Origin of the sequence: Streptomyces humi (genome assembly GCF_001005085.2) — a bacterium.
Lineage (GTDB): Bacteria > Actinomycetota > Actinomycetes > Streptomycetales > Streptomycetaceae > Streptomyces > Streptomyces humi.
In genome coordinates this window covers 34305-46833 of the sequence record NZ_LBMU02000100.1, presented here as the reverse complement: position 1 = coordinate 46833, position 12529 = coordinate 34305, and the positions used below count along the sequence as shown (strand labels likewise).

General features: G+C 73.1%; 10 protein-coding genes. 7 read left to right on the top strand and 3 right to left on the bottom strand.

The features are described from left to right. Positions 1-344: 344 nt before the first annotated feature. The 4 genes from AAW13_RS38220 (at position 345) to AAW13_RS38205 (ending at position 6003) form a co-directional block, all read left to right on the top strand. Positions 345-893 carry a beta-class carbonic anhydrase gene (locus AAW13_RS38220; protein ID WP_071659817.1) on the top strand — a complete coding sequence of 183 codons (549 nt, stop codon included), beginning with the start codon at positions 345-347 and terminating at the stop codon, positions 891-893. Positions 894-1235: 342 nt separating this feature from the next. Further along, a complete protein-coding gene (locus AAW13_RS38215; protein ID WP_046734228.1) occupies positions 1236-2276 on the top strand; it encodes an AAA family ATPase in 1041 nt (346 codons plus the stop codon). Further along, positions 2276-3619 (top strand): DUF58 domain-containing protein, encoded by a 1344-nt coding sequence (locus tag AAW13_RS38210; protein WP_046734227.1) that lies wholly within the window; start codon positions 2276-2278, stop codon positions 3617-3619. Before AAW13_RS38215 ends, AAW13_RS38210 begins: the two co-directional genes overlap by 1 nt. After that, entirely contained in the window at positions 3619-6003 is a 2385-nt protein-coding gene (locus AAW13_RS38205) for a transglutaminase TgpA family protein (protein WP_046734226.1), read from the top strand. The genes AAW13_RS38210 and AAW13_RS38205 overlap by 1 nt, the downstream gene beginning before the upstream one ends. Positions 6004-6251: 248 nt before the next feature. Here the strand turns inward: AAW13_RS38205 and AAW13_RS38200 are convergent, their stop codons facing one another. The 3 genes from AAW13_RS38200 to AAW13_RS38190 all read right to left on the bottom strand — a co-directional run bounded on the left by AAW13_RS38200 (position 6252) and on the right by AAW13_RS38190 (position 8461). Beyond that, positions 6252-6641 (bottom strand): DUF3040 domain-containing protein, encoded by a 390-nt coding sequence (locus tag AAW13_RS38200; RefSeq protein ID WP_046734225.1) that lies wholly within the window; start codon positions 6639-6641, stop codon positions 6252-6254. A 277-nt stretch (positions 6642-6918) separates the two neighbouring features. Beyond that, on the bottom strand, positions 6919-7689 hold the full coding sequence (locus AAW13_RS38195; RefSeq protein ID WP_046734224.1) for a methyltransferase: 771 nt from the start codon (positions 7687-7689) through the stop codon (positions 6919-6921). Positions 7690-7819: 130 nt separating this feature from the next. Beyond that, on the bottom strand, positions 7820-8461 hold the full coding sequence (locus tag AAW13_RS38190; RefSeq protein WP_046734223.1) for an SAV_6107 family HEPN domain-containing protein: 642 nt from the start codon (positions 8459-8461) through the stop codon (positions 7820-7822). A gap of 165 nt (positions 8462-8626) precedes the next feature. Between AAW13_RS38190 and AAW13_RS38185 the strand changes: the two genes are divergently transcribed. The 3 genes from AAW13_RS38185 to AAW13_RS38175 all read left to right on the top strand — a co-directional run bounded on the left by AAW13_RS38185 (position 8627) and on the right by AAW13_RS38175 (position 12320). After that, positions 8627-9547: an ATP-binding cassette domain-containing protein gene (locus AAW13_RS38185; protein ID WP_046734222.1), complete on the top strand. Its 921-nt coding sequence runs from the start codon at positions 8627-8629 to the stop codon at positions 9545-9547. Next, positions 9519-11603 carry a YhgE/Pip domain-containing protein gene (locus AAW13_RS38180; RefSeq protein WP_046734221.1) on the top strand — a complete coding sequence of 695 codons (2085 nt, stop codon included), beginning with the start codon at positions 9519-9521 and terminating at the stop codon, positions 11601-11603. The genes AAW13_RS38185 and AAW13_RS38180 overlap by 29 nt, the downstream gene beginning before the upstream one ends. A 90-nt stretch (positions 11604-11693) precedes the next feature. Further along, positions 11694-12320 carry a TetR/AcrR family transcriptional regulator gene (locus tag AAW13_RS38175; RefSeq protein WP_046734220.1) on the top strand — a complete coding sequence of 209 codons (627 nt, stop codon included), beginning with the start codon at positions 11694-11696 and terminating at the stop codon, positions 12318-12320. Positions 12321-12529: the final 209 nt, after the last annotated feature.

Here is a 12529-nt window from a genome sequence, read left to right as displayed (position 1 = left end):
CAGTTCCGGCGCAGAGGACGCACCGCCGGGTCCCCGCCCGCTCGGTACGCGCGCCGCGCACGTGGGGAGACGGCCCGGGCGCCGTGCCGGGGTCTCCGGGGGATGTCACCAGCGGGGAGAGTCTCGCCTCCCGCTTCGCGTCACTTTAGTCCACCGTGTCGCCCGGTCAATCAACCGGCCTGCGCGGCGCGTACGGCATGCCCGAGGGGCGGCGATTGATGCTCGATCACCCGCCCGGACCCGGTTTGCCCCCACTGTGGGGTAGCTCACAACAAGCCACGATGACGTTCTTTGTCCCCTCTCACAGGAGGCCGTGACCACCCGTGACCAGTAACGTCGTGACTATGACGACTTCCGCAGCAGTTCCCACTGGATCCGAAGGCGCCATAACCACCGGCGGCACGGTGACGGACCGCCTGGTCGACGCCAACCGGACCTACGCCGACGCCTTCACCGACCCCGGCATGGACGCCCGGCCGGTCCTGCACGTGGCCGTGGTGGCGTGCATGGACGCGCGCCTCGACCTGCACAAGGCCCTCGGCCTGCAACTCGGCGACTGCCACACCATCCGCAACGCCGGCGGCGTGGTCACCGACGACGTGATCCGTTCCCTCACCATCAGCCAGCGCAAGCTCGGCACCCGCAGCGTCGTGCTCATCCACCACACCAACTGCGGCCTGGAGGCCCTCACCGAGGACTTCCGCTCCGAGCTGGAGATGGAGGTCGGCCAGCGGCCGGCGTGGGCGGTGGAGTCCTTCCGGGACGTCGACCAGGACGTACGGCAGTCCATGCAGCGCGTGCGCACCTCGCCGTTCCTGCTGCACACCGACGACGTCCGCGGCTTCGTCTTCGACGTCCGCGCGGGTCTGCTCCGCGAGGTCGACCCCGCCTGAGCGTCCCGGCGCGGCGCCGGGGAACCGCGCCGCCGCGGCGCGACGGGACCGCATCGCCCCCGTCGCGCCGGCCGTCCGCACCGTCCTCCTGAACCTCCCGAAGACCCCGGAACGTCCCTCCGAAAGCTGTCGGCCCGCTGTCGAACCGCCGGTCGAAAGGCCGTAAGACCGACATAGTGCGGGCAGTTGTCCACAGGCGAGTGACACGAATCGGTAACGGCAGCAAGAATGCGGTGTGGGACGTCACGCGGAACCATTCACGCGTGGTGTCCGTGATTCGGGGTGGGCCGGAGATGCGAGACGGAGCGCCGGCCCGGGCAATAACGGGCCGAGGAGGGCCGGGTGACGACCTATGACGATCGAGCGAGCCTTACTGATCTGACCGCCACTGTGGAGCGGGTCCGCAGTTCGGTGGAGGCTGTGATCGAGGGCAAGCCGGAGGTCGTACGGCTTTCGCTGACCGTACTGCTCGCCGAGGGGCATCTTCTGATCGAGGACGTCCCGGGCGTGGGCAAGACGATGCTGGCGAAGGCGCTGGCACGGTCCATCGACTGCACCGTGCGGCGTATCCAGTTCACTCCCGATCTGCTGCCGTCGGACATCACCGGCGTCTCCATCTGGGACCAGCAGCGCAGGGACTTCGAGTTCAAGCCGGGTGCGATCTTCGCGCAGATCGTGATCGGCGACGAGATCAACCGCGCCTCCCCCAAGACCCAGTCGGCGCTGCTGGAGTCGATGGAGGAGCGGCAGGTCACCATCGACGGGCAGACCTATGAACTGCCCAGCCCGTTCATGGTGGTCGCGACCCAGAACCCGGTCGAGATGGAGGGCACCTACCCGCTGCCCGAGGCCCAGCGGGACCGCTTCATGGCGCGGGTCTCGGTCGGCTACCCGAGCGTGGAGGCCGAGTTGCAGATGCTCGACATCCACGGCGCGGTCAACCCCCTGGACGACCTCCAGCCGGTGGCGCACGCCCACGACATCGTGAAGCTGGTCGAGGCCGTGCGGGGTGTCCATGTCGCCGAACAGGTCCGCCGTTACGCGGTGGACCTGGTCGCCGCCACCCGCAGCCACCCCGACCTCAGACTGGGCGCCTCCCCGCGCGCGACGCTGCACCTGCTGCGCGCGGCGAAGGCGTCCGCGGCCCTGAGCGGCCGGGAGTACGCCCTGCCGGACGACGTACAGGCGCTCGCGGTCGCGGTCCTGGCGCACCGGCTGCTGCCCACCGCCCAGGCCCAGCTGAACCGGCGCACCTCGGAGCAGGTGGTCCAGGAGATCCTGGGGTCCACCCCGGTGCCCGCGGCGCCCCAGCAGCAGAGCGGCTTCGGGGGTCTGGGCCGGGGCGTGCCGGCGTATCCGCAGCAGCCCCCGCGGAGTCGGTGATGGGCGCCCCGGCGGAGGCCGACCGCGGGGAGCCGGGCGGGTTCCGCACGGCGCTGGCCGGGCTCACCACCCGTGGCCGCTCCTTCCTGGCGGCCGGGGTCGCGGCGGTGATCTGCGCGTACATCCTCGGCCAGGCCGATCTGCGCCGGGTCGGGATGCTGCTCGCCGTGCTGCCGCTGATCTGCGCGGCCGTGCTCTACCGCACCCGCTACCGGGTGGCCGGCAGCCGCCGGCTCTCCCCCGCGCGGGTGCCGGCCGGCAGCGAGGCCCGGGTCCATCTGCGGATGGACAACGTCTCGCGGCTGCCCACCGGCCTGCTGATGCTCCAGGACCGGGTGCCCTACGTGCTCGGCCCGCGTCCCCGGTTCGTCCTGGACCGGGTGGAGCCGGGCGGCCGCCGCGAGGTCTCCTACCGGGTCCGCTCGGACCTGCGCGGCCGCTATCCCCTCGGCCCGCTCCAGCTGCGCCTGACCGACCCGTTCGGGATGTGCGAACTGACCCGGTCCTTCTCCACGTTCGACACCCTCACCGTCATCCCGAAGGTGGAGCCGCTGCCGCCGGTCCGGCTCAGCGGCGAGGCGAAGGGGTACGGCGACGGGCGGCAGCGTTCGCTGGCCCTGGCCGGCGAGGACGACGTGATCCCGCGCGGTTACCGCTACGGTGACGACCTGCGCCGGGTGCACTGGCGTTCCACCGCCCGCTACGGCGAGTTGATGGTGCGCCGCGAGGAACAGCCGCAGCGCGCCCGCTGCACGGTGCTCCTCGACACCCGGGGCGGTGCCTACGAGGGAGCGGGCCCGGACTCGGCCTTCGAGTGGGCGGTGTCCGGCGCCGCCTCGGTCCTGGTCCACATGCTCGAACGCGGTTTCGCGGTGCGGCTGTTGACCGACACCGGCAGCTCGGTGCCGGGCGAGGGCACGGACGGCTTCGCGGGCTCGCAGGAGTCGGCGGACGCGGCCGGGCTGATGATGGACACCCTGGCCGTGGTCGACCACTCCGACGGGGCGGGCCTGTCCCGGGCCTACGACGTGCTGCGCGGCGGGAACGAGGGGCTGCTGATGGCCTTCCTGGGCGATCTCGACGAGGAGCAGGCGGCGGTGGCCGCGAAGATGCGCCGACGCAGCGGCGGTGCCGTCGCCTTCGTGCTGGACCCGGACACCTGGGTACGCGAACCCACCGACGCGCCGCCGCCGGGCGCCGCCCACGAGGAGCGGCTGCGGATGCTGCGCGAGGCGGGCTGGACGGCCCTCAGCGTGCCGCGCGGTGCCTCGCTCGCCGAGCTGTGGCGGCAGGCCGACCGGGAGCGCACCTCGACGGCCGCGCTCAGCGGGGAGGCACGGTGATGAGCGGACGGGCCCGGCTGGCCCTCACCGCGGCCGCGGCGACCCTGATGGCGTCCTGCGCCCTGCTGCCCCTGGTCTCCCCGCGGACCTGGCTGCTCCAGGCGGCGTTCCTGGTCGTGATCCAGACGGGCGTGGGCGCCGCCGCCCGGCGGGTCCCGCTGGCCCGGCCGCTGACCGTGGCCGCACAGGCCCTGGTCTCCCTGCTGACCCTGACCCTGGTCTTCGCCCGGAGCCACGCCGTCCTCGGCCTGATCCCCGGCCCCGGCACCTTCCGGTACTTCGCCGACCTGCTCCAGCAGGGCTCCGAGGACGTCAGCCGGTACGCGATACCCGCGCCGCTCTCGGACGGCATCCGGCTCATGGTGGTCGGCGGGGTGCTGATCGTCGGGCTGATCGTGGACACCCTGGCGGTGACCTTCCGCAGCGCGGCCCCGGCCGGGCTGCCGCTGCTCGCGCTGTACTCGGTGGCCGCCGGTCTGTCCGACGGGCCGTACGACTGGCTGTGGTTCCTGGTGGCGGCGGCCGGCTACCTGATGCTGCTGCTCGCCGAGGGCCGGGACCGGCTCTCCCAGTGGGGCCGGGTGTTCGGAGGCGTCTCGCGTTCGCCGGGCGGCCCGGAGCTCGGTGCGGTCGCCCCGGTGCGCACCGGACGCCGGATCGGCTTCGCCGTGCTGGGCGTCGCCCTGTTCGTGCCGCTCGCGATGCCCTCGATCGAGGGCGGCCTGCTGGACGGCACCGGGGCCGGGGTCGGCGTGGGCAGCGGGAACGGCGGCACGATCTCCGCGGTCAACCCGCTGGTGTCGCTGCGGGACAGCCTCAACGTGGACGAGGACCGCCAGGTGCTGTCCGTCCGCACCAACAGCGACGACCCCACCGACATGTACCTGCGGATCGTGTCACTGGACGACTTCGACGGCACCACCTGGAAGCCGGCCCAGCGGCACATCACCGGGGTGCCGGGCAAGTTCCCCACCCCGGCCGGCCTGAGCGGCGACGTCAAGCGCGCGACGGTGCGGACGACGATCTCGGCCGCCGACTGGTACGCCCAGGACTGGCTGCCGATGCCGTACCCGCCGAGCGGGGTGCGGGTGGCCGGCACCTGGCGCTACGAGCCGGTCGGCATGACCCTCGTCGGCGACCACGGGCAGAACACCCGCGGTGAGACCTACCAGGTCACCAGCCTGGACGTGCAGCCGACGGCGGAGCAGCTGGCCTCGGCGCCGGAGCCGGCGGCGGCGCTGCGGAAGGAGTACACCAAGGTGCCCTCCTCGCTGCCGTCCGTGGTGGCGCGCACGGCCAGGCAGGTCACCGCGGGCTCGTCCAGCCACTACGAGCAGGCGGTCAAGCTCCAGGACTACTTCGCGGTGACCGGCGGCTTCCAGTACGACACCCAGGTGGCGGTGGGCCGCGGCGAGGGCGCCATCGCGAACTTCCTGAAGCAGAAGCGCGGCTTCTGCGTGCACTTCTCCTTCGCCATGGCGGCGATGGCGCGGACGCTGGGCATCCCGGCCCGGGTCGCGGTGGGCTTCGCGCCCGGCACCCCGCAGGCGGACGGGTCGGTGTCGGTGGGGCTGAAGGACGCGCACGCCTGGCCGGAGCTGTACTTCGAGGGCGTGGGCTGGACCCGCTTCGAGCCGACCCCGACCCGCGGCACGGCGCCGTCGTACACCGTGTCGGACACTCCGGGCTCGTCGGTGCCGAACGAGGCGCTGCCTTCCACGAACACGTCGACGGCGCCGTCCGCCTCGGCGTCGGAGAGCGCGGGCTGCACGCCCCAGCTGCGCAAGCAGGGCATCTGTGAGAGCCCGTCGGCGGTGGGCACGGTGCAGCAGAGCGACGGCGGGCCGCCTTGGTGGCAGCTGGCGCTGTGGGCACTGGCCGGGCTCGCCGTGCCGGTGGTGCCGCTGTCGCCGATGCTGTACCGCAAGCGGGTGCGTGCCCGGCGGCTCGGGGCCCATGACCGGACTCCCGGGGGCGTGGCGGCGCACACCCTGGCCGTCTGGCAGGAACTGACCGACACCGTCTGGGACTTCGGCATCCCGCCGGACGACTCGCAGACCCCGCGCGGCACGGCCGCCCGGATCGTCCTGCTCGGCCGTCTCGATCCGGACGCGGAGGCCTCGGTGCACCGGGTTGCGGACGCGGTGGAGCAGGTGCTGTACGCGCCGCGGCCGCGGCCCGCGGCCGGGCTCGCGGACGACGTCCGCAGGGTGACGGCCGCGTTCAGCGACTCGGCCGGCGTCCCGTCCCGCCTCAGGGCGCTGTTCGCTCCCCGGTCGGCCGTACGCGTGCTGTGGGCGGCGTCGGCAGGGTGGGCAGGGCTGCGGGAGCGAGCGAGGGCGGTCCGCCCGACCCTGCGAAAGCCGTCGGGCCAGGAAGGCTGACCGGAGGGAACCGGAGACGGGGGCACTGGAAAGGGGCGCCGACCGCGGCGCCCCTTCAGGGCGCGAGGAACCGCGCGGCCAGCCCCCACCGACCCGCAGCGACTCACGGCCCGCGGCGAAGCGAAGCCCTGTCCACGGCCGCCCGTTCCCGGGCCGCCCGTCCACGGCCGACCGGGAACGACTGAGGGGTGACCGCCCGATGGCGGTCACCCCTCAGTCACGCTCTGTCCGGCCTCCCGGCGAAGCCGTCACTGGCCCTGTTCGTCGCGGCGCCGCTGCCAGCGCTCTTCGATGCGGTCCATCATGGAACGCTTCGGCCGCCCCTGACGGCGCGCCTGCGGGCCTCCCGCGGGCTGCTCGCCGGGCTTGGGGGCGTTGCGCCAGCCGGTGACGGCGAGGACCGCGCAGCCCAGCATGACGAGGAAGCCCACCACGCTGACCCAGATCTGCTGGACGACCATTCCGGCGATGAGGAGCGCGATACCGACGAGGAAGCCGGCCACCGCCTGGTAGACCCGTCGCCGGGTGTACGTCCGCAGGCCGCTTCCCTCAAGCGCTGTCGCGAACTTGGGGTCTTCGGCGTACAGCGCTCGCTCCATCTGCTCAAGCATTCGCTGCTCGTGCTCCGAGAGCGGCACGGCGTCCTCCTCATCGTGCAGTCGCCGGGGCGACCCGGGGGGTCCCTTCAGGATAGGCAGGGAATCGCCCCCGTGAAACCCGCCCCTCTAGGCCAATTGGCCAACCGGAACCCGCCATGGCGGTCCCGGCTCGCTGAGGCTTCCATTCCCCGGCGGTCGGCCCGTCATGCCGGGCGGTCTCCCTCGATCATACGGCGCAAACCGCTCGATCGGGGGGCCTGTGGCGTACTCCATCCGCTGCCGAGCCCCTGATCAGCGGGGTCGTCTCAGGAGTCTCTCAGGTCCCGGCCGCACCCGGCGTCTCGCCGAGCACGTGGAGCTGGGTGGCGAGGGCATGGAAGGCGGACAGCTCGGCGGCGGCCGCCTCCAGCTTGAGCAGCGCGTCGAGGGCGCCGGGCTCGGTGTCCACCAGGACGCCGGGGACCAGGTCGGCGAAGACCCGCACCCCGTGCACGGCGGCGACGGCCAGGCCCGCGCCCTCGACCAGGCCGGTGAGCTGCTCGGCGGTGAAGCGGCGGGGCATCGGGTCGCCACCGCCCCAGCGGCCGTCTGGGTCGTCGAGGGCCTGCTTGGCCTCCGTGAAGTGGCCGGCGAGGGCCCGGGCGACCACGGCCCCGCCGAGCCCGGCGGCGAGCAGGCTGAGGACGCCCTCGGAGCGCAGCGCGGCCACCGTGTTGCGCACGCCCTCGGCCGGGTCGTCCACGTACTCCAGGACGCCGTGGCAGAGCACCACGTCGTGACTGCCGCGCTCGACCACGTCGAACAGGCCGAGGACGTCGCCCTGGACGCCCCTGACCCGGTCGGTGACGCCGGCCTCGGCGACGCGGCGCTCCAGCGCGAACAGCGCGTTGGGGCTGGGGTCGACGACGGTGACGCGGTGACCGAGGCGGGCTAGGGGGACGGCGAAGTTACCGCTGCCGCCACCGGTGTCGAGTACGTCCAGGGAGTCCCGGCCGGTGGCCTTGACCCGGCGGTCGAGGGCCTCCTGGAGGACCTCCCAGACCACGGCGGTACGGAGAGAAGCGCGGGGTCGTGTGGGGTCCGGCACGGCAGTTGACTCCTCGGCGCGGCACCGCCTGCTGCCCGGCGGCGCGAACTCGGTGCCTTCCCGGCCCGGGCGCGGGCGGAGGGAAGGCTTCAGGCGTTCTCCACCCTATTGCCTTCGCCGCCTCGCCTGGTCATCCCGCGTCGGGCAGCTCCCTGCGAGGCCCTCCCGGCCCTCCCGCTCCTCCCGGCCGCCCCTGCCTGCCCGCTCCTCCCGGCCGCTCCTGCCTGCCCGGCCTCTCCGTGCCGCCGTCCGGCCGCTCGTCCTCCTGGCGGCGCGGCTGGGGCAGCACGGGCTGGAGCACCAGCATCCGCTCGACGATGCGGACGAACATCGCGACGTCCCGTATCAGGTCGTCGGCGTCCCGGCGGCCGGCCGCGCCCTGGATGCCGGCTTCGGCGCGGGCGCGGCGGCCGGCGCCGGAGGCGAACAGGGCGCTCCACTCGGTGAGCTCGGGCGCGACCTCGGGCAGCACCTCCCAGGCGCTGCGGATGCGGGCCCGGCGGCGGGGCGAGGTCTCGGGCTGGGCGCGGGCGGCGAGCACGGCGGCCGCGGTGCGCAGGGCGGCCAGATGGGCCGTCGCGTAGCGCTCGTTGGGGGTGTCGAGGAGTTCGGCCTCGTCGAGGGCGGCGCGGGCCTGGGCGAGCAGGTCGAGGGCGGCGGGCGGAGCCGTGGCCCGGCGGAGCACGGGGTGCACGTCGCTCGCCGGGCCGGTCAGTGAGGGGGCAGGGCCGGTGGCGCGGCGCCGACGGGCGGCGGCTGACGGGTTGGCCATGACGAACCTCCTGTCGTCTGGGTGACGGCTCCCGCACACGGGGTGCGTGCCGTATGTGCCCATCGTGAGGTATGCCACTGACAATCCGTTCTGACCTGCGCTTTTGCTTCGATCGCAAGTTCGGGCTAGTTTTTGCACTGACCAGTCAGTTCAAAAACACGGCCGATGCGGACGAGGAGGGGGTACCCCGTGGACGGCGTTTCTCTCACAGCCCAGGGCCTCGGGCTGAAGGGCCCGCGGGGGTGGGTGTTCCGGGGCGTCGCCCTGGACGCCGGGCCCGGGGCGCTGATCGCGGTGGAGGGGCCGTCCGGCTCCGGCCGCACCTGTCTGCTGCTGACGCTCACCGGCCGGATGAAGGCCACCGAGGGCACCGCGACCGTCGGCGAGGCGCGGCTGCCCAAGCAGTCGGCGGCCGTGCGCCGGATCGCCGCGGTGGCCAACGTCGCCGGGGTGACCGACCTCGAACCCGCCCTGACGGTCGGCGAGCACCTGCGCGAACGGGCCTTGTTGCAGAGCCGGTTCGGTGACTCCCTGCGCGATCTGCTGCGGCCGCGCGCGGAACGGGGCGCGCGGGCGCGGCAGCGCGTCGACGACGCCCTGACGGCCGCCGGGCTCGACCTGGAGTCGCTGCCCAAGGGCGCCCGGACCGCCGTACGGGATCTGGAGCGGATCGAGGCGCTGCGGCTGTCCGTGGCGCTGGCGATGATCGCGAAGCCCCGGCTGCTCGCCGTCGACGACGTGGACCTGAAGCTGTCGGAGCCCGAACGGGCCGAGGTGCGGACGCTGTTGAGGTCCATCGCCGAGACCGGCACGACGGTGCTCGCGGTGTGCGGGGAGGCGATGGCGGGGGCCGTCGTCGTACGCACCACCGGCGCACACGCCGCGGAGGCGACGGAGGCCACGCAGGCCACGCAGGCCGCGGAGGCGACGGAAGTTACGCAGGCCGCAGAGGCGACGGAAGTTACGCAGGCCGCGGAGGCGACGGAAGCCTCGCGGACGACCGAAGCCGCGGAAGCCGCGGAGGGCACGGAAGCCACCGACCGGAAGGGGGACGGCGATGCGCTCGCCGCGACTGGCCGCGCTTGAGCTCAGGCGCTTCGGACGAGGGAAGCTGCCGCGCGCGGCCCTGGTGGCACTGCTGGTGCTGCCGCTGCTGTACGGGGCGCTGTACCTGTGGTCGTTCTGGGATCCGTACGGCCGCTTGGACCGCATCCCGGTCGCGCTCGTCAACGACGACAAGGGGGCGTCCGCGAACGGTCAGAAGGTCAGCGCCGGCGCCGACATCGTGGCCGGGCTGCGGCACAGCGACACCTTCGACTGGCACGAGGTGACCGACGCCGAGGCCCGCCGGGGCGTCGAGGACGGCACCTACTACCTGTCCCTGACCATGCCCGCCGACCTCAGCGCGCGCGTCGCCTCCAGCGCGGGCGCCGATCCGGAGACCGGCGCGCTCCGGGTGCGCACGAACGACGCGAACAACTACATCGTCGGGCAGATCTCCCGCACGGTCTTCAACGAGGTGCGTTCGGCCGCGTCCACCAAGGCGTCGCGGTCGTTCCTGGACCGGATCTTCATCTCGTTCTCCGACATCCACGGGCAGACCGTGAAGGCCGCCGAGGGCGCCGACACCCTCACCGGGGGCATCGGGAAGGCCGAGAAGGGCTCGAAGGACCTCGCCGACGGCCTGGCGGACGCCAAGACCGGCAGCGGGAAGCTCGCCAAGGGCATCAAGAAGCTGAACGCGGGCGCGGGCACCCTGGAGACCGGTTCCCGGCAGGTCGCGGACGGCACCCAGCAACTGGCCGACAAGGTCGACGGCGTCTACGCCAAGGTCGGCCCGTACCTGGCGAAGAACGAGAAGACCATCGGCGACACCGCCCGGCTGGTCGCCGACTCGGCAGGGACGGTCCGGGAGAACCTGGGCGTCCTGGTGAAGACGGCCCCGGCGGCGGCGAAGACCGCGCACACGGCCGCCGGCACCCTGGACGAGGTCTACCGGGCCCGCTGCGAGGGCAGGTTGGCGGCCGACCCGGTCTGCCCCGACCTGAAGAAGGCCAGGGACGCGGCCGACGACGTGGCCGCCGTGGCCGACGACCTGAACACCCTGATCGCCGACCAGAACGGCGACCTGAAGACGCTCGACGAGAACCTCGGCACGCTCCAGACCCAGGCCCGGGCCCTCGCCGACCGCGCCCCGCACCTCTCCGAGGACGTCGCCGACGCCGTCCAGAAGATCGACAAGCTGAACGACGGCGCCGCCCGGGTCGCCGCGGGCACCGCGAAGCTGCACACCGGTCTCGGCACGGCCGCCAGCGGCGCCTCCGACCTCGACTCGGGCATCGGAAAGCTCAAGACCGGCGCCTACGACCTCGACGGAGGCATGTACAAGCTGATCGACGGCTCCGGGAAGCTCGCCGGCGGACTGCACGACGGCGCGGGCAAGATACCCGACTACGACAAGAAGGACCGCGACCGGCGCACCGGGGTCATGGCCGACCCGGTCCAGCTCGCCTCCCACGACCTTCACCACGCGCCCAACTACGGCACCGGGTTCGCCCCCTACTTCATCCCGCTGTCCCTGTGGGTCGGCGCGATGGTCGCCTACATGCTGATCCAGCCGCTCAACCGGCGTGCCCTGGCGGCCGGTTCGGCGGCCTGGCGGATCGCGCTGGCGGGCTGGCTGCCGGTGGTCGCGGTCGGGGTGCTCCAGACGGCCGCCCTGATGGCCGTACTGCACTGGGCGATCGGGCTGCACATGGTGCGCGCGGCCGGCACGGTCGGGTTCCTGTTCCTCGTCGCGGCCTGTTTCGGGGCGATCGTGCAGTGGCTCAACGCACGCTTCGGGGCGGCCGGCCGGATCCTGGTCCTCGCCCTGCTGATGGTCCAGCTGACGTCGGCGGGCGGCACGTATCCCGTCCAGACCAGCCCCGGCTTCTTCAACGCCGTCCACCCGTTCCTGCCGATGAGCTACGTCGTGGCGGCGCTGCGCAGGCTGATCACGGGCGGCGGCCTCGGACCGGTCTGGCAGGCCTGTGCCGTCCTGACGGCGTTCACGGCGGGCACGCTGGCACTCACCGCGCTGTCGGCCCGGCGCCGCCAGGTGTGGACTCTGGACCGGCTGCATCCCGAACTGAGCCTGTGAGGCCCCGATGACCTCCTCCTCCCTCGCCCCCTCTCCCCTGACCTCCTCTTCCGTACCTGCGGGGGCGGTGTTCCTGTGAGAATCAGAACCATGGAAAGCAGCAGCACCACGGGCGGCGGCACTCGCCGTGAGGCCACCCGGCAGAAGCTCTACGAGGCCGCCGTCACACTCATCGCCGAGCAGGGCTTCTCCGCCACCACGGTGGACGAGATCGCCGAGCGGGCCGGGGTCGCGAAGGGCACGGTCTACTACAACTTCGCGAGCAAGTCGGTCCTCTTCGAGGAGCTGCTGCGGCACGGGGTCGGCCTCCTCACCGCCTCGCTGCGGGAAGCCGCCGAGCGGACCGCGCGGGAGGGCGGCGGCCGGGTCGACGCCCTGGACGCGATGGTCCGCGCGGGTCTCGTCTTCATCGACCGCTACCCGGCCTTCACCCAGCTCTACGTGGCCGAGCTGTGGCGCACCAACCGGGCCTGGCAGTCGACGCTCATGGTGGTCAGGCAGCAGGCCGTCGCGGTCGTCGAGGGCGTGCTGCGCGAGGGCGTGGAGAACGGCGAGTTCAGCGACGAGATCGACGTCCAGCTGACGGCGGCCGCGCTGGTGGGGATGGTGCTGGTGGCGGCCCTGGACTGGAAGTCCTTCCAGCCGGAGCGCTCCCTGGACGACGTCCACGCGGCGCTCTCCCGGCTGCTCCAGGGACGGGTGAGCGGGAAGGGCTGAAACCGGGACCGGACGTGCGAAGGCGCCGGTCCGCCGGTGGCCGCGTCCCCCGCGGGCCACCGTCGGACCGGCGCCTTCCCTGCACCCCCGTACTTCCCCGTGCCCCCGGTTTCCCGGAGTTCCCCGGTTTCCAGGAGTTCCCCGGTTTCCCGGAGTTCCCCCGGGTCTCCTCTCCCCCGTGTCTCGCTTCCGCCGACGGACATCGGCGG

What these genes read in the sequence shown, in the direction of transcription:
- AAW13_RS38220 (WP_071659817.1), top strand. Translation starts at nt 345, where the DNA reads ATGACGACTTCCGCAGCAGTTCCCACTGGATCCGAAGGCGCCATAACC.
- AAW13_RS38210 (WP_046734227.1), top strand. Translation starts at nt 2,276, where the DNA reads ATGGGCGCCCCGGCGGAGGCCGACCGCGGGGAGCCGGGCGGGTTCCGC.
- AAW13_RS38205 (WP_046734226.1), top strand. Translation starts at nt 3,619, where the DNA reads ATGAGCGGACGGGCCCGGCTGGCCCTCACCGCGGCCGCGGCGACCCTG.
- AAW13_RS38190 (WP_046734223.1), bottom strand. Translation starts at nt 8,461, where the DNA reads ATGGCCAACCCGTCAGCCGCCGCCCGTCGGCGCCGCGCCACCGGCCCT.
- AAW13_RS38185 (WP_046734222.1), top strand. Translation starts at nt 8,627, where the DNA reads ATGCGGACGAGGAGGGGGTACCCCGTGGACGGCGTTTCTCTCACAGCC.
- AAW13_RS38180 (WP_046734221.1), top strand. Translation starts at nt 9,519, where the DNA reads ATGCGCTCGCCGCGACTGGCCGCGCTTGAGCTCAGGCGCTTCGGACGA.
- AAW13_RS38175 (WP_046734220.1), top strand. Translation starts at nt 11,694, where the DNA reads ATGGAAAGCAGCAGCACCACGGGCGGCGGCACTCGCCGTGAGGCCACC.